The organism is uncultured Solobacterium sp. (assembly GCF_963550625.1).
In the GTDB taxonomy this organism is placed as follows: Bacteria; Bacillota_I; Bacilli_A; order Erysipelotrichales; family Erysipelotrichaceae; genus Bulleidia.
The window spans coordinates 77,685-103,050 of the sequence record NZ_CAUVCV010000004.1; the positions used below are offsets into that span (position 1 = coordinate 77,685).

The window sequence follows — 25,366 nt, forward strand, 5'->3', positions numbered from 1 at the left end:
CATATGGAAGAGAGTGATCGTTTATTATCTGCAAATGCAGAAATGGGTGATGATGAAGAAAGTCTTCGTCCGCAAACACTTGATGAATATATAGGTCAAGATACGTTAAAAGAAAACTTACGTATCTATATTCAGGCGGCTTTGCAGAGAAATGAATCTTTGGATCATGTTCTTTTGTACGGGCCTCCAGGATTGGGTAAGACTACACTTTCATTTATTCTAGCCAATGAGATGCACTCTAAGGTTAGAGTAGCTTCTGGTCCATCTATTACAAAAGCTGGTGATTTAGCAGCGATATTATCTGTGCTTGAGCCAGGAGATGTATTGTTTATCGATGAAATTCATCGTTTGCCAAAGCAAGTAGAAGAAGTTTTATATCCTGCGATGGAGGACTTTGAATTAGATATTATGGTTGGTGGCGAAAATGGAGCAGGCGGAAGAAGTGTTCGCTTGGATCTACCTCCATTTACTCTTGTTGGTGCGACGACTCGTGCTGGTGATTTATCAGCACCGCTAAGAGACCGCTTTGGTATCGTGGCGAAGCTTGAGTATTATAACCAAGAGCAGCTATGTTCGATTGTTAGTCGTACAGCACGTGTGTTGAATGCACCAATTCATACTGCTGCAGTAGATGAAATTGCACGTCGTTCTCGTGGAACACCACGTATTGCGAATCGTTTGTTACGTCGTATCCGTGACTTTGCACAAGTACTTAATGATGGTCATATCTCTAGGGATATTGCACAGACTGCACTAGACCGTTTGAAGGTGGATTCCCTTGGATTAGACGAAGTCGATATTCGATACTTACGTGGCATTATCGAACGTTTCCATGGTGGTCCTGTTGGTCTTGAATCTCTTGCAAATGCAATATCGGAAGAGACTACAACACTAGAAGATGTATATGAGCCATATCTCATACAGATTGGATTTGTGAATCGTACCAGTCGTGGTCGTGTGGTAACTGAGAAGGCTTACGAGCATTTGCATATCACACATACAGATACATTATTTTAAGAATTTGTTAAGCACACATGGTTAAAATGTGTGTTTTTTTATGTAAAATGCTCTGAAAATTCGTGAATTTTGTGTGAAAAATATCCGTTTTCTTGCAAAGAATACAAAGAATCATATAAAATAATGATATGTTTAACAAGAAAAATAAGAAGACAAGTCTTGTTGCAGCAGCGTATATCGCCACAGTACTGCTTGGTGGATATGCTTCTGTACAACATGTATATGCGGACAATACAGCTCCAACAATCGACACAGAGATTTTACCAGTCATCGAAGTTAGCTCAGCTGATTTAAATCCACAAGAGACTATCAAGCATTCTATCTTACAGGAAAGAAGTCAATCTTTTGCCGATATGGATTATAAGAATATTGATGTAGGTAAATCAAAGTTAATTTTAGAAGGCTTTGATCGTAACCTAACCGGTATTCAACAGGCAACTGCTCGTGTGACTTTGGTGAATAAAGATGCAGATGATAAGACACTTGGTTATTCCTTTATTCAAAAGGTATTGATTAAGGTTGTAACAAGTACTGCTCCTGTTATTAAGTTAAAGTCTGATAGTGTAACTGTTAATAATGGTGATACTTGGAATGCATCTAACTATATCTCTTATATCAATGATGATTCTGGTGTGTTACCAGCATTAACTATCACTGGTAATGTTGATATGGCTACTGATGGAAACTATACAGTTTTATATACTGTTGTAGATACAACTGGTAATAAGTCATTTGCACAGTTAAATGTTACTGTAAAGACTCCTCAGGAAGTTATCGATAACAAGATTGAAGAAGAGCGTAGAGCGAAAGAAAACGAAAAGATTCAAGCTGCGAAACAAGCACTTGAAAATAGTTCAAGTTCAAGTGCATTTATCAGTACTGCTCAGTTACTTGCGGACGCTGATGAAGTTTGGAAGGATTATGTAAAAGCTGGTTTGATTACTGACCATCCAACTGGTGATACTGGTAATAACTATTCATTCAGCCAATGTACCTGGTGGGTATATATTCGCCGTCATCAGTTAGGCTTAACTGCTGGTAGCTTGATGGGTAATGGTAATCAATGGGCAAATACAGCTCGTAGTTTAGGATATACTGTTTCTAATACACCAATGGTTGGAGACGTTATGGTATTTGCTGCTGGACAAGAAGGTTCTGATGGTTACTATGGTCACGTTGCTATCGTAGAAGCGATTACAACAGATGGTTCTGTTATTACTTCTGAATGTGGTGCTAGCCGTAATGGTCAGCCATATTCACGTGTTATCTCTGATCCATCAAGATTCGAGTACATTCACTATTAAGATTTAGGAAGATACAAAGTGTATCTTCCTTTTTTGATAGTTGAAATCAGTTGTTGTTTTGAATAAAATACCTATATGAGCAGAAGAGATGAACAAAGAAATTTACGTATGAATCAAATTGCTTACTTCTTAATGACCTTTGCGGTATACATAGCGATATACATGGTTTTTGTGTTCTTGTTTAGTATCGTAAATGGATTCTTGAGTTTACATCCATATATTAAATTAATCATCTATATTCTATTCTTTGAAGCAGATCGTAGAATCACAGCATATGTGATGCGACTACCAATAGTTAAATCAATAATTCGTTTATAATCTGGTTAAACGGATTTTTTTGATAATAGGAGGGTCATTATGGAAAAGTGGGATTTATATACACTTGATCGTGTAAAGACAAATCGTGTAATAACACGTGGGGATTATATTCCGAAAAATCTCTATCATTTAGTTGTTCATGTATGTATCTTTAATGCAAAAAACCAAATGTTGATTCAGCAAAGACAAACCTTTAAAAAAGGGTGGCCCAATATGTGGGATATAACTGTTGGCGGTTCTGCTATGATTGGTGAAAATAGTCGTCAGGCAGCAACGCGAGAAGTCGCTGAAGAACTTGGATTAAAGATTGATATAGAAAATATACCACCTGTTATTACAAAGTATTTTAGTGAAGGTTTTGATGACATTTATATTTTAGAAAAAGAGATAGATATTTCAAAGCTAAGACTTCAGTATGAAGAAGTACAGGCAGTAAAATGGGCAAGTATTGATGAAATCTTAGATATGGTTGGTTCAAAGAAGTTTATACCGTATGATGAAAGCTTTATCCATTTTTTATTTCATCTTCATCAAACGAACAGTTTATATCAAAAGTAAGTGCACGCTGTAGAGCCTGATTCTGTTTATAGTTGGTAATTCGGCGTTTTTTCTAAAACCCCAAATTATTTAACATTACTGATAATTCTAGATTATAATAAATATAAATAGTGTGTTTCAGGAGGTGTTGAATATGTTTGGCTCCACAAAAAATAAATACAATAGGGAATCGGTTTTTGCAAAATTAATTGATAAAAAAGTGAGTAAGTATTTTGCTGTTCCGGGTAAAATTCCAACTCCAGAGGCGTTATATGAATTGGTTTTTATGACAGAAAAAGGAGAAAAGAATTTTGAGGTAAGTGTATTTTTCTATAATGTTGTAGATATTGGTATGGAAGGGCCGTTAGTGTTCCAAGGATATCAATTGATATCTTTTGGTGATTGGATAAAAGAGTATAGTGAGTAGCAGAATTTTTTGGAACTACAATATATTTTCTAAAATCAATATATAACGTCTCGCAGTCATTTCTTTTCTCATGAAGAGATATGCATTGATAGCGAAGGAAATTATCAAAGTTAACTACAAGGATGAGAAAAAGCTGAATAATATATATTTATAATCTAGCGTAATTCATTAAATTATTTCTTATTGAAAATGATGAATACAATGGTATAATCTAACCAAAGCAAAGAAGAGAAGTAGTAATATTAGTTGTTTTGATAGAGAGTCTGTAATTGGTGGAAACAGATAAAACGAAGATATGAAGTAGTCTTGGAGCTGTGTCTTTGAACTAGTAGTAGAAGATACCGTAGGGAAGCACGTTACGCTGTTGAGAAGTAAGCAAAGGTGGTACCACGTTTATACACGTCCTATGCATAGGACGTTTTTTTATGTTTAAGGAGAAGGTAAGATGGAAAAGAATTTAGCACAAAAGTATGACCACAAAGCCGTAGAAGAAGGCAAATACAACCGATGGATAGAAAAAGGATATTTCACTGCAGGTGATAAGTCTAAAGATCCTTTTACAATTGTAATTCCTCCACCAAACGTTACTGGTATTTTACATATTGGTCACGCTTGGGATAATACATTACAGGATATTATTGCACGTTATAAGCGTATGCAGGGCTATGACATGTTGTTTTTACCAGGTATGGATCATGCAGGTATTGCAACACAGGCAAAGGTTGATGCTCGCTTAAAGAGTGAAGGTATTTCTCGCTATGATTTAGGACGTGAAAAGTTCTTGGAACGTGCGTGGGAGTGGAAGGCAGAATATGCCAAGACAATCCGTACACAATGGGGTAAACTTGGAAACTCATTAGATTATAGTCGTGAGCGTTTTACAATGGATGATGGTTTTAACGATGCAGTTCGTCATGTATTTGTAAAACTCTACAATGAAGGTTTAATCTATCGTGGTTGGCGTATCATTAACTGGGATCCAGAGGCACGCACTGCATTAAGTAATATCGAAGTTTATTATCAAGATGATCCAGGTAAGATGTATCACTTCAAATATGTTGTAAAGGAAACTGGTGAAGAATTCGTCGTTGCGACAACACGTCCTGAAACAATGTTCGGTGATGTTTGCGTTGTGGTAAATCCTAACGATGAAACACTGAATCATTTGATTGGTAAACATACTACAAACCCAGCTAATGGACAAGAATTACCTATCATCGGTGATGATTATGTAGAAATTGGTTTTGGTACTGGTGCAATGAAGTGTACACCAGCACACGATCCTAACGACTTTGCGATTGCGGAAAGACATCATCTAGAAAAGCCAATCTGTATGAATCCTGATGGAACAATGAATGAACTCTGTGGTCAGTATGAAGGAATGGACCGTTACGTAGCACGTGAAGCTCTTGTAAAACAAATCGAAGCAGATGGAAATCTCGTTAAGATTGAAGAGATGACACATAACGTTGCGCACTCTGAACGTACACATTGCGTTGTAGAACAATATCTATCCCAACAGTGGTTTGTAAAGATGAAGCCACTTGCGGAAGATGTATTGAAATATCAAGCAGATGAAGAGACAAAGATTAACTTTTATCCAGAACGTTTTGAAAAGACATTTAATGGTTGGTTAGAGAATATTGAAGACTGGTGTATTTCTCGTCAGTTGTGGTGGGGCCATCGCATTCCTGCATGGTACAACACTGTGACTGGTGAAACATACGTTGGTGAAACTGATCCAGAAGATACAACAAACTGGGTACAGGATGAAGATGTACTTGATACATGGTTCTCCAGTGCCCTATGGCCATTTGCGACATTGGGTTGGCCAGAAGAAACTGCAGATCTTGAACGTTATTACCCAACCAATACAATGGTTACAGGGTACGATATTATCTTCTTCTGGGTTGCACGTATGGCATTCCAGGCAAGACATTTTACAAAGAATCGTCCATTTAAGGATGTACTAATTCACGGTTTATTACGTGATGCACAAGGTCGTAAGATGTCCAAGTCGCTTGGTAATGGTATTGATCCAATGCAAGTGATTGAAGAGTATGGTATTGATGCATTACGTTTCTTCTTAACAACAAACTCAACACCAGGACAAGATATGCGCTATATCCCTGAGAAGGTTGAAGCAGCTGGTAACTTTATCAACAAGATTTGGAATGCATCCAGATTCGTATTCATGAATCTTCCTGAAGGTATGAAGGTGGAAGATGTTGATTTAACACAGCTATCACTTGCGGATGCGTGGATTATCAATCGTCTTAACGAGACAATTACGCATGTAACGGAAAACATGGAAAAGTATGAGTTTGCCTTAGTTGGTAATGAACTATATTCCTTTGTATGGGATGACTTCTGTAGTTGGTATGTTGAGATGAGCAAGACGGCATTAAATGGTACAGATGAAGTAGCTAAACGTGCTGCACAATCAACACTGTACGTATGCTTAAAGGCTATTGTTGGTTTATTACAACCATTTATGCCTTTTGTAACAGAAGAGATTTATAGCTTACTGCCATGTGCTAAGGAAAGTATCAACTTAGAATCTTGGCCAACTGTAATTGAAAATGTAACTGCTTGTGATTTAACAGCGATGGCTAGAGAGATTTCTGCAATCCAAAAGATTCGTGAAGTTAAGATTGTAAATGATTTGAAGCCATCAACATTAATTCATATCGCATTAAAGGATCTTGATGGTAATACAATTAAGGCAGATGAAGCGATGTCTGCAATTATCATGAAGCTTGCAAAGGCAGAGTGGCAGGATACACTTGAAGGAGACTTAACAGTAGAAGCAATCCAAGGTGGTAGCTTATATATTCCATCTAGCGAATTAAGTAATCCAGAAGAAGAAATTAAGAAGCTTGAAGCAGAGATTGAAAGACTTAAGTCTGAGATTGCACGTTCTACAGGTATTCTTTCTAACCAAGGATTTATTGCGAAGGCTCCAGCAGCAAAGATTGAAAATGAAAAGCAAAAATTAGAAGCATATCAGAAACAATACGCTGTTATTGAAGAGCGCTTAAATGTATTGAAAAAGTAGTGGACATGTTATAATCATGATAACAATTCATGATTGACGGAGGTGCAGTATGTCAAATAAAGAAAACAAGCATACGCTATTAAAAGTATTAGGTGTTACTGCTGTCGCTGGTGCTAGCGCATATGCAGGAGCTGGATATTATGTTTTCCGCAATGCGTTTGATTTACAGAATAGTAGATATTTACAAAAATGTGGTGCAGCGATGCAGCTACCATTATTACAGATGGAAAGAAATGAGTGGTTTGCACACAGCAACCGTTTCGATGATTTTATTGATTCTTATGATGGTCTAAAACTACATGCATTACGTATCGTAAATCAAGAGGATTCTCATAAGTGGATTATTATCCAACATGGTATTGCTTCATATAGTGGAACTTTACTAGAACATATGTGGGAAGCAGATCATCGTGGATTTAATATTCTAGCACCGGATGCTCGTGGTTATGGAATGTCTGAAGGTAAGTACACTGGTCTTGGTTGGTGTGAACATTATGACTTAATTAGTTGGATTAACTATTTAGTTAATCTTGATCCACTTGCAGAAATTGTACTATTTGGTATGAACGTAGGTGCTGCTTCTGTCATGAATGCGGTTGGTGATTATTTACCACGTAATGTAAAGTGTGCAATCGCAGAAGGTGGATATAAAGAAATTAAAGATATCATCCAAACAAAAGTTCAAGATATCACGAAATTCAATGGTAAGTTCGTAATGCCATCCGTTGACTTCTATGTAAGACAAGTATTGCATTTTAGTCTCAATGATATCAGTACACAACGTCAGTTAAGAAATTCTGTAACTCCAATGTTATTCCTACATGGTTTACAAGATCGCATTGTACCAATTAGTCATGCGTATGATAACTATTACTCTTGTGCAAGCAAGAAGGAGATGTATGTATCTGAACAGGGTGGGTTTGGAAATCTAACAAGCGACCCACAATACTTCCCAAGATTCTTTGATTTCATTAAGAAGTATATAAAATAGCAATTTCATTAGGCGGTATCGTTTAGATATCGTCTTTTTTGTTTCATGCATGCATAGAAAAGATTAAGTTAATTTATTGGACATTCTCACAAAATTGACTCGTATGTATTGAGAAATGTAACCGGTTGCTTTATAATCAAACAGTAGATAAAGGGAGGCTATAATGGCTACTAAAAAGTATGTTTATAAGTTTTCTGAAGGTAATGGTTCCATGCGTGAACTGCTCGGTGGTAAAGGTGCTAACCTTGCTGAAATGAGCATTTTAGGTATGCCAGTACCGGATGGATTTACCATCACAACTGAAGCGTGCAATGCATATTACGCAGATGGTAAGAAAATCAACAAGAATATCATGGACGAAATTCACAAGCATGTTGAAATGCTACAGAAGGCAACAGGTAAGAAATTAGGCGGATTAGAGAATCCTTTACTTGTTTCTGTACGTTCAGGTGCACGTGCATCTATGCCAGGTATGATGGACACAATTCTTAACCTTGGTATGAATGATGAAGTTGTTAAGGTTGTTGAAGAGAAGACTGGCAACAAGAGATTTGCATATGACTCTTATCGTCGTTTTGTGCAGATGTTCTCTGATGTTGTAATGGGATTATCTAAATCCCGCTTTGAAGAAATCATTGATGAAGTAAAAGAAAAGAAGGGCGTTACTCAGGATATCGAATTAGATGCTGAGGACATGTTCGAATTAACAAATCGTTTCAAGGCTTTCTATAAGAAGGAATTGAAGGAAGATTTCCCACAGGATCCAACAGTACAATTAGAACGTGCAATCGAAGCTGTATTCCGTTCATGGAATAATGATCGTGCTATCTTCTATCGTAAGATGAATGATATTCCAAGTTCTTGGGGAACTGCAGTAAACGTTCAGACCATGGTATTTGGTAACATGGGTGATGATTGCGGAACAGGTGTTGCCTTTACTCGTAACCCTGCAACAGGTGAAAGAAAATTATTTGGTGAATACTTAATTAACGCGCAAGGTGAAGACGTTGTTGCGGGTATTCGTACACCTTCTCCAATTGCAGAACTTAAGAAGGCAATGCCAAAGGCATATAAGGACTTCACAGATATCTGTGCACGTTTGGAAAAGCACTACCATGATATGCAGGATATGGAGTTTACAATTGAACATGGAAAACTATTCATGTTACAAACACGTAATGCGAAGCGTACAGCTGCAGCTGCTTTAAAGGTTGCTGTAGATATGGAGAAGGAAGGTCTTGTAACAAAGGATCAAGCTTTACTTATGGTAGATCCTAAGCAATTAGATGACTTACTCCATCCACAGTTTGACGCAGATGACTTAAAGAAAAAGAAGAATGATGTAATTGCTAAGGGCTTGGCTGCCTCACCAGGTGCTGCTTGTGGTGAAATCGTATTCACTGCTGAAGAAGCTAAGACAAAGGCAACAATGGGACGTAAGGTAATCTTAGTTCGTCTAGAGACATCACCAGAAGATATCGAAGGTATGCATGTATCTGAAGGTATCTTAACAGTACGTGGTGGTATGACATCTCACGCAGCTGTAGTAGCTCGTGGTATGGGTGCTTGCTGTGTATCTGGTTGTGGAGATATTAAGGTTAACGAAGCTAAGTTACAATTCACAGTCAAGGGTGAAGTGTTCAAGGATGGAGATATTATCTCCTTAGATGGTTCTACTGGTTTAGTTTACCGTGGTGAAATCAAGACAGTTCCAGCTACAATTTCTGGTAACTTCAAGAAGTTCATGCAGTGGGCTGATGAGCGTAGAACAATGAAGATTCGTACAAACGCTGATACACCAGAAGATGCAGCAAGAGCTGTAAGTTTCGGTGCTGAGGGTGTTGGTCTTGTTCGTACAGAACATATGTTCTTCAATTCCCCTGAACGTATCAAGGCTATCCGTGAATTGGTAGTCGCACAAAACGTTGAACAACGTCAGATTGCATTAAAGCAATTAGAACCAATGCAGCAAGGTGACTTCGAAGGAATCTTCGAAGCAATGGGTGGAAGAAGTGTTACTATCCGTCTATTAGACCCACCTCTACATGAATTCTTACCAAAGGCTGAAGCAGAATCATTAGAAGTTGCTAAGGCTTTAGGAATCTCTGTTGAAGACTTGATGGCTGCAGCAGCAAACTTACACGAGTTCAACCCAATGATGGGTCATCGTGGATGCCGTCTAGACGTAACATATCCAGAAATCGGTGTCATGCAGACACGCGCAATTATCAAGGCTGCTATCAACATCAACAAGAAGCACCGTGGTTGGAAGTTAGTTCCAGAAATCATGGTTCCATTAGTTGGTGAAAAGAAGGAACTTGATTATGTTGCACAGATTATTCGTACAACTGCTGACGAAGTAATCAAGGAAGCTGGAGTGAAGCAGGATTATAAGATCGGTACAATGATTGAGATTCCACGTGCTGCGTTAAATGCTGACGAATTGGCACAAACAGCTGAATTCTTCAGTTTTGGTACAAATGACTTAACACAGATGACATTTGGATTCTCACGTGATGATGCTGGTAAGTTCTTGGATGATTACTACAGCAAGCATATCTACGATAACGATCCATTCGCGCACGTAGATGTAAATGGTGTTGGTAAGCTCATCTCTATGGCTTGTGAAAAGGGCCGTTCAACACGTAAGGATATTCACTTAGGTGTCTGTGGTGAACATGGTGGTGACCCTGTAAGTATTGAGTTCTTCCAACGTGTTGGATTAACATATGTTTCTTGCTCACCATACCGCGTTCCTATCGCTCGTTTAGCAGCTGCTCAAGCGGCAATTCGTGCTGGTGTTAAATCAGCTGTTGTGGCTAAAAAACCTGCAAAGAAAGCAGTATCAAAGAAGGCTACAAAGAAGGTTGCTGCTAAGAAACCAGTAGCTAAGAAAGCAACAACAAAGACAGTTTCCAAGAAAGTAGCTAAACCAGTGGCTAAGAAAGCTCCTACAAAGAAAACTGTTAAGCCAGTAGCAAAGAAGGCTACAAAGAAGGTTGCTACAAAGAAGGTAGTTAAACCTGCAGCGAAGAAGGTTACAAAGCCAGTTGCTAAAAAGACTGTTGCTAAGAAACCAGTAGCAAAAAAGCCAGCTGTTAAGAAAGTTACTAAGAAAGTAGTTGCTCCTAAGGCTGTGGCGAAAAAACCAGTAGCTAAAAAAGCTCCTGCAAAAAAGACAACTAAAAAGTCTAAGTAATTGATGATTAGGACTGCTATCATATTGGCAGTCCTTTTTAATACGTTATAATTGAGATATAACTACTATTATTAAATCTCTATGATAACGAGGTATACGCATGGAAAAATATATTATGTCGATTGATCAAGGAACAACAAGTTCACGTGTCATAATCTTTAATCATGATGCTAAGGTTGTTTCTTCTGCACAAAAAGAATTTCAACAATACTTTCCTAAACCTGGTTGGGTCGAACATGATGCCAATGAGATTTGGTTATCTGTATTGTCTTGTATGATACAAAGTATGCTTGATGCTAATATTAAACCAGAACAGATTGAAGGTATCGGTATTACCAACCAACGTGAGACAACGGTTGTATGGGATAAGAAGACGGGTATTCCTGTGTATAAGGCAATCGTTTGGCAATCTCGTCAAACCGCAGAAATCTGTAATCAGTTAAAACAAAATAATCATGCTAGCATGATTCGTGAAAAGACAGGGCTTCAACTTGATCCATATTTCTCTGCAACAAAGATTCGTTGGATTTTAGATCATATCGAAAATGGGCAACAGCGTGCAGAAAGTGGTGAATTACATGCTGGTACAATTGATACTTGGTTAATCTGGTGTCTTTCTGGAATGAAAGCACATGTAACGGACTACAGTAATGCATCTAGAACGATGCTATTTAACATCTATGATAAGAAATGGGATGAAGAATTATGTAGTCTTTTGAATATCCCAATGTGCATGTTACCTGAGGTAAAAGATAGTAGTTGTATCTTTGCGCACACTGCTACTGAATACTTCTTTGGTAAGCGTGTACCGATTGCTGGCGCTGCTGGTGACCAACAAGCTGCACTTTTTGGGCAACAGTGTTTTGAGCGTGGCAGCGTAAAGAATACCTATGGTACTGGTTGCTTTATGTTAATGAATACTGGTAATAAACCCCATCCAAGTAAGCATGGCCTAGTTACTACAATTGCTTGGGGTTATCAGGGTGAAATTACTTACGCACTGGAAGGTTCAGTATTTGTTGCAGGTAGTGCTGTACAGTGGTTGCGTGATCAGTTGAAATTCTTTAAGAATGCAAAAGAGTCAGAGAGACTTGCATTGTCCGCAAAGGAAGAACATGAATTAATTGTTGTACCAGCTTTTGTTGGTTTAGGTGCACCGTATTGGGATAATGATTGTAAGGGTGCAATGTTTGGTATTACACGTGGTACAAGTAAAGAAGATATGACAAAGGCAACATTAGATTCTATCGCGTATCAAAATCGAGATATTCTGGATGCGATGAAAGAGGACTCTGGTATTGTAATTCAATCACTACGTGTAGATGGTGGTGCTTCTGCAAATGATTATCTGATGCAGTTTCAAAGTGATATTATGCAATGTACAATTGAACGCCCTGAAAACGTTGAATCAACTGCGCTTGGTGCTGCATATCTAGCAGGCCTTGCGGTAGGATATTGGACTAATTTAGACGAGATAAAGAAAGAGAGAAACAGTCATATCTTTATGCCATTGATGGAAGTTACTGATGTAAATCATTTATATGAGCGTTGGCAAAAGGCAGTGACTTGTGCACGGATGTTTACAAAAAATGAGGAATAATCCTTAGTATAGAGGAATATGCTTGAAAATCCCTTTAAAATGGGGTATATTGTAAGCGAAATAAGGAGAGCGAAAGCTCTCCTTGTGTTATGTCTGGAGGCATATGGAAAACATTGATAAATTGACCGAATTATTTCAGCCAGTATTTGACGAATGCCACGTTCGACTTTACGAAATTGTTTGGCTTGGTAATGAGAAGACATTACAGGTCGCAATTGACAACGATGCACATACGATTGACTTAGATATTTGTGCAGAAGTGAGTGAAAAGCTTGGTGTAGTCTTGGACAAGTATGATCCAATCAAAGAAGAGTATAGCTTGGAAGTCTGTAGCCCTGGTGCAGAGCGAGAGATTAATGATTATGCTGAGTTTGAGCAGTTAGTAGATGAATATATCTATGTTGAACTCAAGGAACCATTTAAGAATATGGTTGAGATAACAGGATATGTTCGTGCTGTTGGTGCTGATGCGATTTCGTTAGAGTATCGTGATAAGGCAGTAAAGCGCACTGCTACGATTGAAAAGAACAATATTCGTTTTGCTAGATTAGCAATTAAATTATAAGGAGAAATCATGGAGATTAAATACACACAACTTCTCAATGCGATTCGCGGTGTGGAAGATGACAAGAATGTGCCTGAGAATATCGTATTAGAGGCATTAACAGAAGCTGTTGCAAAAGCATTTAAGAAGGATTCTGAATTACAGGATATTGAAGTAAAGGCAGAAATCAATAAGAAGAGTAAAACAATTGATATCTACCAGTACTACAATGTTGTTGAAGAAGTAGAAGATGATGAATTAGAAATCTCATTAGAAGATGCTAAGAAGTTAGATTCTAACGCTGAGTTAGGTGGACAGGTTCGTGAGAAGAAGGAAATCACTTCGATGTCACGTGCTGCTGCATCTTTAGCTAAGAACGTATTCCGTCAAAAGATTCGTGAAGCTGAAAAGGTTGCAGTATATAACGAATACATTGATCAGAAGGATGAGATGGTTATCGGTACTGTTGAGTCTGTTAAGGACAAATTCACTTTAATTAGTTTAGGTAAGACAGTTGCTTTACTTTCTAAGTCAGCTGAGATTCCTCATGAAAAACTAACAGAAGGACAAAGTATTCGTGTTGTAATTACTGATGTACAAAAGGAAACAAAGGGTTCACAGGTATTAGTATCACGTGCTGATGCGACTCTTGTTAAGCGTTTATTCGAAAAGGAAGTTCCTGAAATCTATCAGGGTGTTGTTGAAATCAAATCTATCGCTCGTGAAGCTGGCGAAAGAACAAAGATGGCTGTTCTCTCACACAATCCTGATGTAGATCCAATTGGTTCATGTATTGGTCCTCGTGGTTCACGTGTTCAAAAGATTATCGATGAACTACATGGTGAAAAGATTGATATCTTTCAATGGAATGATGATGTAACAGAACTTGTTAAGAATGCTTTAGCACCAGCAGAAATCCTTTCTGTTCTTCCAGGACAGGATGATAATAGCTTGCTTGTTATTGTTAGTGAAGATCAATTATCTTTAGCTATCGGTAAGCGTGGTAAGAATGCACGTCTAGCTGTGAAGTTAACAGGTCATAAGATTGATATTAAGACTCGTCAAGAACTTGAAGAAATGGGCAAGGATTATGATGAATTACTCGCTCAGGCAGAAGTAATGAAGCAGAAACTTGCGGAAGAAGCAAAGGCTAAGAATGTTGAACGTCAAAAGGCTGCTGCTAAGGAAGAAGAAGAAAAGAGACTTGCAGCTATCGCTAAGTTTAGAGCAGAGAATCCAGATTCTATCGTTGATGAAGACGAAGACTATATCCCTGAAGAAATGATGGAAAGAGTAAACGATACAATCATTGATGAAATCTCGAATCAACCAGATGAAGAACACGAAGAAGTAGTTGAAACACCAGTCGTAGAAACAGTTCAAGAAACTGTAGTAGAAGAAAAACCAGTTGTAGTTGAAAAGACTACAGAAGAAAAGGAAGCTTCACGTAAGCATGCAGACTTAGAAGAACTAGCTAAGAAAGCTACTTATGTATCACACTTTGAGAAATTGGTTGATTCATCTAAGCCTAAGAATACTGATTCTAAGTACAAGAAGAAAAAGAAGAAGGATGAGGAAGAGTACAAGGTTAGAAACAAGGATCTTGAAGAACAGATCAAGAAGAACTTGCTTGTTGCTGATAACCGTCCTATCTATAGTGAAGAAGAGTTGGCCGAAATTGAAGCTCAACAGGAATCTGAAGCAGAGAAGGAGTATGACATCGACTACGATGAGTATGAAGAATACTACGATGACGATGAAAACATGTAAGCATGCCTAAGAAAATCCCAATGCGTAAATGTGTAGCAACCGGAGAACAACTCCCTAAAAAGGAGTTGCTCCGTGTTGTTAGAACACCAGAAGGTACATTAGCTGTTGATACAACAGGTAGAACAAATGGCCATGGTGCATATTTAAAGAAAGACTTAGCAGTCATTGAAGTTGCTAAGAAGAATAATGCTTTAGCAAAAGCATTATCACAAAAGATTCCAGATGAATTCTGGGATGAAATTGCGAAAGCAATGAAGTAGTGGTATCCATTTTGAAAGGAAGGGATGTTACCGATACAGTATTTCGAGATGCAAATCTCAAACAAAGAAAGAGAGGTACATAAATGCCAGTTCCAACAAAACGCAAACCTGCAAATAAGAAGAATGTTTCCAACAATCGTAATAATACGAAGAAAAAACCATTTAACAAAAATGAGAATCATCAATCTAAACAACCAGTAGAGATTACAGAGATTACATTCAGTGATGGTATTACAGTTGGTGAATTAGCAGATAAATTAAATCGTCAATCGAGTGAGCTCATCAAAGCATTGTTTATGGAAGGTAAGATGGTTACCATTAACAGTGCACTTGAAGATGAAATGGTTGAACTTGTATGCATGAATTACAACATTGAAGCCGTTAAGGTGAAAGAAAGAGAAGCAGATAGTTTGGAAGATGAAGAACAAGATTCTGCTGAAGACTTACAAGAACGTCCACCTGTTGTAACTATCATGGGTCACGTAGACCATGGTAAGACAACACTATTGGATACAATCCGTCGTTCTAAGGTAGCTGCTGGTGAAGCTGGTGGTATTACGCAGGCAATCGGTGCGTACCAGGTTACAGTCAACGGCCGTAAGGTAACTTTCTTAGATACTCCAGGACATGAAGCATTTACTGCTATGCGTGCTCGTGGTGCTAGTGTAACTGACTTAGCTGTAATTGTTGTTGCGGCTGATGATGGTGTTATGCCACAGACTCGTGAGGCAATTGACCACGCCAAGGCTGCTGGTGTTCCAATTATTGTTGCTGTAAATAAGATGGATAAGCCGGACGCAAATCCTGACCATGTTAAGTCTGAGATGGCTGAACTTGGTATTATGCCTGAAGAATGGGGTGGCGATACAATCTTTGTCAATACCAGTGCGAAGAAGGGTGATGGTATTGATGAATTATTAGAAACTATTTTAATTGTTTCTGATGTGAAGGAATTAAAGGCTAACCCTAACCGTACAGCAACTGGTACAGTTGTTGAAGCAAAACTCGATAAGGGTAGAGGTCCAGTTGCGACATTACTTGTGCAGAATGGTACATTAAAACATGGTGACCCAGTTGTAGTAGGTACATGTTTTGGTAAAGTACGTCGTATGACAGATGAAAATGGAAATGAACTAAAGACAGCAGGTCCATCACGACCAGTAGAGATTATTGGTCTAAATGATGTACCTGAAGCTGGTGATATCTTCCGTTCTTATGAGAATGAGAAGGAAGCACGTGCAGTTGCGGATAGACGTAAGCGTCGTAAGATTGATGCCGATCGTCGTAAGACAAGCGCAATGAGCTTAGAAGACTTATCATCGCAGATTGAATCTGGTGACTTAAAAGAAATTCCAGTGATCATTAAGGCAGATGTACAAGGTTCTGCAGAAGCTGTGAAGTCCTCTATGGAGAAGTTGGATGTATCTGGTGTACGTGTGAATGTGATTCACGCTACAGCTGGTGCTATTACTGAATCTGATATCATGCTTGCAAGTGCATCGAATGCTATGATCATTGGTTTCTCTGTTCGTCCTGATGCGAATATTCGTAAGAAGGCTGAAGAAGCTGGCGTACAAATTCGTCTACATGACATCATCTATAAGGCAACAGAAGAAATGGAACTTGCGATGAAGGGCATGCTAGAGCCGGTATACAAGGAAGTTGTGATTGGACAGGCTGAGATTCGTGAAACATATAAGGCTTCTAAGATTGGTACAATCGCTGGTTGTATGGTTACAGATGGTAAGCTTGTTTCCCGTTGCAATATCCGCTTGATTCGTGATGGTATCGTTATCTATACTGGTAAACTTGCTTCTCTTAAGAGATTTAAAGATGATGCCAAGGAAGTACTATCTGGATTTGATTGTGGTCTAACGATTGAGAATTATAACGATGTTAAGATTGGCGATACAATCGAAGCATATGAAGATCGTGAAGTACCATTAGAAGGATAAAGTATGGTAAGTGTAAAACAAAAAAGACTGGAAGGAATTATTCGTAAGAATATTTCTGAAATTATCCAGTTTGGTGTAAAAGATCCTGACGTTGGATTTGTTACAATTACAGATGTTCAAGTTTCAAATGACCATAGTTATGCAAAAGTCTTTGTTACATTCTTGGGACAAAATCCGCGTATGCAAGCTGGTTTACGTGCGTTAAATCGTGCCGCAGGATTTATCCGTTCAGAACTTTCCAAGCATATGACAATACGTCGTGTGCCTGAGTTAAGTTTTGTTATCGATGAAACAGAGATGAATGGTCGTCATATTGATGAAATCATTGCTCGTATTCATCGAGAAGAACAGAAAGAGTCTGAATAGTTTATGAAGCAGAAGAGAAATCTTCTGCTTTTTCTTTTAGGGAAAGGTAAGTTTCACTCTCTATATAGAAAGTGAAAGGAGGTACTATGAGAAAGATAACCGTGGAACCAATGCAATTAGAAGCGTGTGCAATGCGTATGGAGGAACGTAATTCTTCCTATCTGAAGAATGTTGCGACACTATTTTCTGCAGTTGATGCGATGAATGCAGGTTGGCAGGGAAAAGATAACCAAGCATTTACAACGAAGCTTTCCGCATTACAATCTGACTTTAAACAACTATCAATTTTATGTACGGAGTATATTGAGTTTTTGCGTAATAGCGCGCGTAGTTATCGTAACACGCAAGATGAATTAACAAGTCAAGCAGGCATGCTAGGAATGTAAAGGAGGTAAGGATGAGTAATATTCAAATTTCATTAGCTGAGGTAAGTGATACAGCGGCCAAACTACGTTCAACAAATCAATTGATGTATGATGATTTAACTGCAATGCAAAAAGAAATTACATCATTAAATGGTACTTGGGTTTCTGATGGTGGTGAGGAGATTCGCAATCGTTTCCAATTATTCGCAAATCGTTTTGAGAAGTATCGTGTATTAATTGATACGTATGCAAAGTTTTTAGATACTACAGTATCTAGTTATGATTCACTAGAATCTACAATTACAGGAAATGCGTCCGGTATTCAATATTAAGAAGGTTATTACTCTGCTTGTGTTAAGCTTGTTAGTTCCATTTGTGGGTTGTAAAAAGAAAGTAACAGATACGATAACGAATGGTGAGTGGTTAACTGAACTAACCACACAAGCAGGTATTACTAGCTACCAACAAGATGAACCATATTACTTAAATATTAGTTCAAATTCTCCTTATTTTAGTGTTGTTCAGTCATCTGTTGAGTGGGAACTATTAACACCATCAAAAGCATTTGATCCATCAGCTACATTAAATAGAGAAATGGTTGCGTATACATTAATGAATCTTATCTCTAGAACACATGAAGGTTCTTCAGATGCTATTAAGGATTTACAAGATTGTAGTTATCCAGACCAGGTCAAGGCTGCTGTCGCGAGTGGTTTAATGAGCCTAGATGAGCGCCAACGTTTTTGTCCAAAAGAAGTCATTTCAAAAGAGGAAGCTTTTAAATATTTAGCACAGGTTATTGATATTGTTAATAACCGTAAATTTACTGATACAAAAACAACAGTAAAGCTAAAAGATGATGTGCAATTTTCAGACGAGGAACCTAAACAGTTTGATGAGGAAACATTAACTGCATACTTTCAATCAGACTCTTCTATACAAAGTGGAATGTATATTACATATGATGATGCATATTATCGTGTATTAAATTGTGAGTATACAAATCAAGGGATTAAAACAACCTTAGAACTAGTAAATATGGAAGATGTGATTGATCAGTTTGAGATACAGGGTGGTACGAATTTAGAGTTTAATCATGCAAGAATCTTTGATGGTAATGGAAATATTGTACAGGAAGGGACAGAGCAGAGTCATTCTCTGTCCCTAATGTCTACGACACTAATTAATCATACATTCGATATAAATGGATTCCGTGTATCGCTAAAAGGTACTACTAATTCTCTACATGCGGAAGTGTCTAAACAATTGAAAGTTGGTGGACTGTTATATGCAAATGCAGCATTAGATAATTTGCAAATTCAATATAAGTGGGATAAGGATGAAGAAAAAATTCAATATGGTTACTTAAAAGCAGATTTTACAACTTCAGAGAATATTGGCTTGCGAAATGGTATGTATAAGGAGTTATATGGTGATTTTTCAAAACTAAATCCGAAGGATTTCATTAGTACAGTACAAAATATCTTTCAAACAAAGCAGGAAGTTTTGACTGACACACTTACGCTTTGTACTGTTAAAATTCCTTTGCCAAATGCGCCTATGGTATCTGTAGTGATGAAATTGAATTTAAATATCTATGCAACAGGTAAAGCAGAATTAGCGTTTGTGCAGAATCATGTCGTGGGATGCGAAATTCGTAATGGGAATATGCGTATTATCTCTGATCATAGTAAGAAAGCTACCGCATCAATTCGTGCTGAAACAGGTATTACACTTGGTACGAACCTTGCATTACATGCATTCAATCAAAATATTATGGATGCGGAGGTTGATGCAGGTGTGAAAGGGTATTTTCGTACAAAAACATATCTATATAACGATGAAGGAAAAGCTGAAGCATACGATATAGATATCCAGCCAGACCTTGTAGAAGAGTTAGCTGAAGGAAATTCTAATGTAAAAGTTTGTACAGAATTAAATGCATATTGGCTATGTAATCTAAAACTAAATAGTTCTCATAGTCTTGCTGGAAGATTTGGCTTTGGTAAAAACATTACGATTCTAAGTGAAAAGAATGCACCACTATTTCCAAAAGGAAAAGTAACGTACGAAAATTGGATGAGTGTTGATCATTGTAGTTGTGAGGACAGAGAAAAAGCAGCGATAGTTGATCCAATACAAGTGAAAAAGAGAATTACTTTAAAAGACTATTCATTGATTACTGGTGTTGGTATTAGTACGGGTATACAAGTATCTGGACTTCCAGAAGGATATACAGTAGAAGATTTAATATATACAAGCAAGAATGAGGAGATTGCTGTAGTGAATGTATTTGGAGAAGTAATAGGAAAAAAGACAGGTGGTACTGATATATTGATTCAGACAAAGGATAAAAAGCACCTTGTGCACTGCCATATATTGGTTGTTGAGTTAAATCGAAAATGATTTTATATGCTGAGTATAAAGATGAACTATGTTTGATATTGGTTGATGAGAATCGAGTAGAACATACAATATTCGGTTCTCATTTTACGTTGTATCAAAAAGATAATAGTGTTGTCATTCAAGTTATAGAAAATGGTATTTCATATTTATTAAAGACAGAACAATCTTGTATAGTACAAGAAATTCAGTTCAGTGTAGTACCTTTGTATCAAGGATGGAACCAATTCAAGTCGTATCTTTATCAAGATACGATAATCATTGGTACAGTCATGAATGATATAACCGTTTCAACAGAGTTGTTAAAGAGAAATGCAATTACTATTAATTATGTTACAAAGGAAATCATTGTTGATGCATCCATACATGCATACATAAATCAAAGACGTTTCTATAAAACTTCTTTTAAATCAGGTGATTTATTAGAAACTTATTATCTTCGAATACAATTTGAAGATGATTTCATTCTTGTAAATCAACCTGCAAATAGTAACTGTCATTTAAGTTTGTTCAATCCAAAGCAAACAATACTTTCTCCAATCAAATATGAAGAAATAGATACGATATATCAACCTGATCTCATAGATGAATATACATTAACAGTAGAAGAGCCTGAACACATCAGTCATTACGAAAAACGTTCAGTAATCTTTTCTGTAGGTCCTGCGATTACAATGAGTTTAGCATCTATGAGTGGTGCTTCTATCTCTATGTATCGTGGTTATATGAATGGTAGAGATATTGTGGATATGTTACCAATGATTTTACTACCGAGTATGATGTTACTTAGTACAATTCTTTGGAATCCACTTCAACAACTACATGAGAAAAAAGATAATCAGAAAAAGGTTCAACTACGTAATAAAGAGTATAAAACGTATCTTGAACAATTGAAAATGAAAGTTGATAAAATTCATCAAATATATACAGTTTATACGAAGAAACTAGTCGCAAATCATACGCAGCTCCAAAAACAGTTATATCCTAAATATATTTATCTTCCAGTTGGTCAAACAAAAGGAGCGATTAAATATGTTTTTGAACAACCATTTCAATTTCAGAAGAATGATGCTGAATTTCAAGAGTGCTTAAATGATATTGTCGTATATGCAAATACATTAGATGCACCTTATATTTTAAAACTTCAAAGTGGATGTCATATTGTATTACAGTATTTAGATGAATATCTTTTCTGCATTCTTCGCTATTTATCAACAGCATATCGCCATCAAGATGTACTGATTGCATGCTTGATTCAAACAAAAGATGATGTTTCATATAGCTGGTTAAAAAAGATACCGCATATGTATCACAATGGATCACGTTGTATATCATCATCCATACAAGAATTAAACATTAAAACGCAAAACTTCAATGGAATAAAAGTATTATTTAACTTTTCAAATCAGTATTTAAGTGAATTGAAAGAATGGATTACATTTGATACTGTTGAACATTACAATGCAACACACATTCTGATGAAAGAAGGGGATGCTATCATTGTTCGAAATCATGAGAAAAAGACATTTCATCAATGTTATAAATACAATGATTTGATAAATGCGGATGTAAAACATCAAATATCTACTAAACAAAATTCTATAACAAATAATCACTCTTTCTTTTCCATCTATGACGTTGATACGATTGAAGACTTAAATATATATGATCGATGGAGTACTAGTGATATATCAAAGTCTATGCAGATTCGTTTAGGAAAAGACGTATATAATCAACCAATCTATTTTGATTTACATGAATGCAAGGATGGTCCACATGGTCTTATTGCAGGGACAACAGGTAGTGGAAAAAGTGAACTGATTACTACATTACTTTTATCTTTAGCTATTTCATTTTCACCTAATGATTTACAGATTGTATTAATTGATTTTAAAGGTGGTGGAGCGGGTTCTGTATTATGCTTAAAAGACCATCAATTACCTCATGTCTGTGGGAATCTTTCAAATCTTGATATTGATGATATGAAACGGTCATTGCATGCATTAAAGAATATATGTTCTTATCGTGAAAAACTATTTAAAGAAGTATCGAACACGTATGGATCTCCTATCATTAACTTAAACGCATATCGAAAGGCAATTACATCAAATACCGAATATCCTTCATTAGCTGAACTTGTCATTGTGGTTGACGAATTTGCTGAGCTTAAAAGAGAAAGACCAGAGTTTTTAGAAGAACTGATTGTTATTGCTCGTGTTGGTAGATCACTTGGAATACATTTAATTCTTGCTACACAGAAACCTGCAGGTGTTGTAAATGATCAAATTTGGGCAAATACAAATTTCCGTATATGCATGCGTGTTGCAGATAGACAAGATTCAATGGAGGTATTGCATGATGCTAAAGCTGCATTCTTACAAAAACCAGGAGAGTTCTATTTATGTAATTCGGGCGGAATTCAATACGGTATTGCAGGATATGCTCATGCAAAAAAAGCACCGCTAAGACATATCGAAATCTTAGACCAACAAGGAAATGTTGAAGTATCATCTTCTTTAAAACAAATACAACCTGCACAGATCACACAAGTATTGAATACTATACGAATGCTATACCCATCTAATGTAAAACAATTGTGGTTAAGTCCATTGTCGTTATATTCAATTCCTTGTGATACCGAGTTTTCAATTGGTTATATTGATGATTATTATTTATTTACACAACCCAAACTATTATTAAATTTTAAAATTAATCATAGCTATCTGTTTGTTGGTAAATCTTATCAAGAACGAGATAATATCGCAAAACTATTGTTGTATCGACTTCAACAAAGAAACCAAACAGTATTTATAATTGATGACTTATTCTTTAAGAATAACAGTAATCTCAATTTATTTCACAATGACAATCAAGAAGTTTTATGTGATCTATTTAGTAATCTAAAGCGAAACCAGAACTTATATCTATTCATTACGGATTTAACTCTATTTTTGCAGAATGATATCAATAGAGAATATTTAATGAATTTACTTGAGATGAATCAAAAGTATAATATTCGTTTATTGCTCCTAAATCAAAGCGTTGTTACGATTCCATATCGAATCTTAACTCTAATTTCATGTAAGGTTAGTTTAAGTAATGATAACGTACAGGAAATACAAGCACTATTTTCTACAACTGAAAAATGTATTCAAAAAAAGAGAGGGTATGGCCTAGTTATGTTACATCAGAATTTACTCGAATGCAGTTTCTTTCAAATGGGAGATATCCATGAGTCGTAGTGATATTCTATGTATTTATATTGAGTTTCCAATGATTAAAAGAGAATATGAATGTAGAGTAAATTTAGATAATCGTTTTCAAGATATTCTAGAGCAATTAGTTGTATTAAAGAGTGAAGATTTTGGTAATATGTATCAACTATCTGATTCGATAATCATTCAATGTAATGATACGAAACAATGCTGTAGTATGAATGAATCACTAAGAACTTTACGAGTAAAAGAGGGTATGACTTTCAAGGTTTATTGAACAGTGTTAAAATACTGCCATGGAGGTTTATTGCTATGACAAAATTTAATGATATGAAATATACCCGTCCTGACTTTGAAGAAACAAAGGCAAAGATGGAAGAACTTGTTTCAGAGATGAGACAAGCTAAGGATGCAGGAACATTTTTAAATGCATTCTGGCGTATGAACAAGTTACGTCGTCATTTATATACAATGATTGTGCTCGTTAACATTCGCCATAGTATCAATACAGCTGATGAATTTTATGATGCCGAAAATAACTATTGGGATGAAACAGGTCCACAATATTCTGTAATTGAAAATGAACTAGTTAAGGCAGTTTTAGAAGCACCATTTAGAGAAGAATTACTAAAGGAAATTCCAGAAACTTACTTCCAATTAAGTGAATGTTCTATAAAGGCGTTTGATCCACGTATTGTGCCACTTTTAATTGAAGAAAACAAATTAACAAGTGAGTATGGAAAATTAAAGGCATCTGCGAAGATTGAATTTGATGGTGAAGTATTAAATCTTTCTGAAATTAGTGCTAAGGTTGATACACCTGACCGTGAAGTGCGTCGCAAGGCTTATGAAGCGAAGATGGCTTGGTTTAAGGAACATTCTGCTGAGTTTGATGAAATCTACGATAAGTTAGTAAAGGTTCGTCATCAAATGGCAAAGGAACTTGGCTATGATAATTACATCCAATTGGGTTATTATCGTATGAATCGTTTAGATTACAATGCAGAAATGGTTGCAGGATATCGTAAACAGATTCTTGATTATGTAACACCAGTTGCTACACGTTTATTCGAAAAACAGAGAAAGCGTATTGGCTATGATAAGCTTGCATACTATGACCTAGGATTCTCTTTTAAGTCTGGTAATGCAAAACCTCATGGTACAGCAGAAGAATTAGTTGAGTATGCAGTGAAGATGTATCATGAGATGTCACCTGAAACTGGTAAATTCATCGATGTAATGAATTCTAATCAGTTATGGGATCTTGTTAGTCGTCCTAATAAACAGATGGGTGGTTATGAGACTGAAATTTATGAGTATGACGTACCATTTATCTTCAGTAACTTTAATGGAACATCTGGAGATGTTGATGTATTAACACATGAAGCAGGACATGCTTTCCAAGCTTACTTATCAGATCAAATTGAACTTATTGATGTAAAGTGTCCAACAATGGAATCAGCTGAAATTGATTCTATGTCTATGGAATTCTTTGCATATCCTTGGATGGAATTATTCTTTAAAGAAGAAACCGAGAAGTATAAGTTTGCACATATGGCAGGAACAATTACTTTCTTGCCATACGGTGCATTAGTTGATCATTATCAACATGAAGTATATGAACATCCAGATATGACACCAGCAGAGCGTAAGGCATGTTGGAGAAGATTAGAAAAGATGTATATGCCTTATAAGGATTATGAAGGCTGTGATATCTTGGAAGAAGGTACATGGTGGTACCAACAAGGTCATATTTTCGAAAGCCCATTCTACTATATCGACTATACATTAGCGCAAGTTTGCGCACAGCAATTCTTCATCCGTATGGATAAGAAGGATCCTACATACTGGGAAGACTATAAGAAGTTATGTAGACTTGGTGGTACGTTATCCTTTACAAAGCTTGTAAAGGAAGCAGGTATTCGTGTTCCATTTGAAGAGGGAACAGTTAAGGAAATTGTTTCATACCTTGAAGACCATCTTAATAGTATTGACGATACAGCACTATAAGAAAATGAAAAGGACTTGCATGCATGC

20 protein-coding genes and 1 other annotated feature are annotated in these 25,366 nt (G+C 36.6%); all 20 genes read left to right on the forward strand.

The features are described from left to right. The first annotated feature begins 3 nt into the window (after window positions 1-3). Complete coding sequence (ruvB, locus tag RYK16_RS03930) at window positions 4-1,017, forward strand: Holliday junction branch migration DNA helicase RuvB (RefSeq protein ID WP_314850921.1); 1,014 nt, start codon at window positions 4-6, stop codon at window positions 1,015-1,017. A gap of 128 nt (window positions 1,018-1,145) precedes the next feature. Further along, window positions 1,146-2,321, forward strand: a complete 1,176-nt coding sequence (locus RYK16_RS03935; protein WP_314850922.1) for a CHAP domain-containing protein — start codon at window positions 1,146-1,148, stop codon at window positions 2,319-2,321. Window positions 2,322-2,396: 75 nt separating this feature from the next. Next, window positions 2,397-2,639, forward strand: coding sequence for a hypothetical protein (locus RYK16_RS03940; RefSeq protein ID WP_314850923.1), 243 nt, complete (start codon window positions 2,397-2,399; stop codon window positions 2,637-2,639). A gap of 39 nt (window positions 2,640-2,678) precedes the next feature. Then, window positions 2,679-3,197 carry an NUDIX domain-containing protein gene (locus RYK16_RS03945; RefSeq protein ID WP_314850925.1) on the forward strand — a complete coding sequence of 173 codons (519 nt, stop codon included), beginning with the start codon at window positions 2,679-2,681 and terminating at the stop codon, window positions 3,195-3,197. 133 nt (window positions 3,198-3,330) lie between these two features. Continuing rightward, window positions 3,331-3,603 carry a DUF2500 domain-containing protein gene (locus RYK16_RS03950; RefSeq protein ID WP_294206740.1) on the forward strand — a complete coding sequence of 91 codons (273 nt, stop codon included), beginning with the start codon at window positions 3,331-3,333 and terminating at the stop codon, window positions 3,601-3,603. 214 nt (window positions 3,604-3,817) lie between these two features. After that, window positions 3,818-4,013, forward strand: a binding site (T-box leader). Between the two features lie 35 nt (window positions 4,014-4,048). Then, window positions 4,049-6,661, forward strand: coding sequence for a valine--tRNA ligase (locus RYK16_RS03955; RefSeq protein ID WP_314850926.1), 2,613 nt, complete (start codon window positions 4,049-4,051; stop codon window positions 6,659-6,661). Between the two features lie 49 nt (window positions 6,662-6,710). Next, window positions 6,711-7,652, forward strand: coding sequence for a serine aminopeptidase domain-containing protein (locus RYK16_RS03960; RefSeq protein ID WP_314850927.1), 942 nt, complete (start codon window positions 6,711-6,713; stop codon window positions 7,650-7,652). Between the two features lie 163 nt (window positions 7,653-7,815). Further along, window positions 7,816-10,851, forward strand: a complete 3,036-nt coding sequence (gene ppdK, locus RYK16_RS03965) for a pyruvate, phosphate dikinase (protein ID WP_314850928.1) — start codon at window positions 7,816-7,818, stop codon at window positions 10,849-10,851. Window positions 10,852-10,951: 100 nt separating this feature from the next. Beyond that, window positions 10,952-12,451: a glycerol kinase GlpK gene (glpK, locus tag RYK16_RS03970; RefSeq protein WP_314850930.1), complete on the forward strand. Its 1,500-nt coding sequence runs from the start codon at window positions 10,952-10,954 to the stop codon at window positions 12,449-12,451. Window positions 12,452-12,554: 103 nt separating this feature from the next. Continuing rightward, entirely contained in the window at window positions 12,555-13,016 is a 462-nt protein-coding gene (rimP, locus tag RYK16_RS03975; RefSeq protein ID WP_314850931.1) for a ribosome maturation factor RimP, read from the forward strand. A gap of 9 nt (window positions 13,017-13,025) precedes the next feature. Beyond that, entirely contained in the window at window positions 13,026-14,765 is a 1,740-nt protein-coding gene (nusA, locus tag RYK16_RS03980; RefSeq protein ID WP_314850932.1) for a transcription termination factor NusA, read from the forward strand. A 2-nt stretch (window positions 14,766-14,767) separates the two neighbouring features. Further along, window positions 14,768-15,025, forward strand: a complete 258-nt coding sequence (gene rnpM / locus RYK16_RS03985; RefSeq protein ID WP_314850933.1) for an RNase P modulator RnpM — start codon at window positions 14,768-14,770, stop codon at window positions 15,023-15,025. Window positions 15,026-15,108: 83 nt separating this feature from the next. Next, window positions 15,109-16,980, forward strand: a complete 1,872-nt coding sequence (infB, locus tag RYK16_RS03990) for a translation initiation factor IF-2 (RefSeq protein ID WP_314675055.1) — start codon at window positions 15,109-15,111, stop codon at window positions 16,978-16,980. A 3-nt stretch (window positions 16,981-16,983) separates the two neighbouring features. After that, a complete protein-coding gene (gene rbfA / locus RYK16_RS03995) occupies window positions 16,984-17,346 on the forward strand; it encodes a 30S ribosome-binding factor RbfA (protein WP_314850935.1) in 363 nt (120 codons plus the stop codon). Window positions 17,347-17,432: 86 nt separating this feature from the next. Then, window positions 17,433-17,732: a WXG100 family type VII secretion target gene (locus RYK16_RS04000; RefSeq protein WP_314850937.1), complete on the forward strand. Its 300-nt coding sequence runs from the start codon at window positions 17,433-17,435 to the stop codon at window positions 17,730-17,732. Window positions 17,733-17,743: 11 nt separating this feature from the next. After that, a complete protein-coding gene (locus tag RYK16_RS04005) occupies window positions 17,744-18,043 on the forward strand; it encodes a pore-forming ESAT-6 family protein (protein WP_314850938.1) in 300 nt (99 codons plus the stop codon). A 19-nt stretch (window positions 18,044-18,062) separates the two neighbouring features. Further along, window positions 18,063-20,117, forward strand: coding sequence for a hypothetical protein (locus tag RYK16_RS04010; protein WP_314850939.1), 2,055 nt, complete (start codon window positions 18,063-18,065; stop codon window positions 20,115-20,117). Continuing rightward, window positions 20,114-23,356, forward strand: coding sequence for an FtsK/SpoIIIE domain-containing protein (locus RYK16_RS04015; RefSeq protein ID WP_314850941.1), 3,243 nt, complete (start codon window positions 20,114-20,116; stop codon window positions 23,354-23,356). The genes RYK16_RS04010 and RYK16_RS04015 overlap by 4 nt, the downstream gene beginning before the upstream one ends. Next, window positions 23,346-23,606 (forward strand): hypothetical protein, encoded by a 261-nt coding sequence (locus RYK16_RS04020; RefSeq protein WP_314850942.1) that lies wholly within the window; start codon window positions 23,346-23,348, stop codon window positions 23,604-23,606. Before RYK16_RS04015 ends, RYK16_RS04020 begins: the two co-directional genes overlap by 11 nt. A 35-nt stretch (window positions 23,607-23,641) precedes the next feature. Further along, window positions 23,642-25,339, forward strand: coding sequence for a M3 family oligoendopeptidase (locus RYK16_RS04025; protein WP_314850943.1), 1,698 nt, complete (start codon window positions 23,642-23,644; stop codon window positions 25,337-25,339). Window positions 25,340-25,366: the final 27 nt, after the last annotated feature.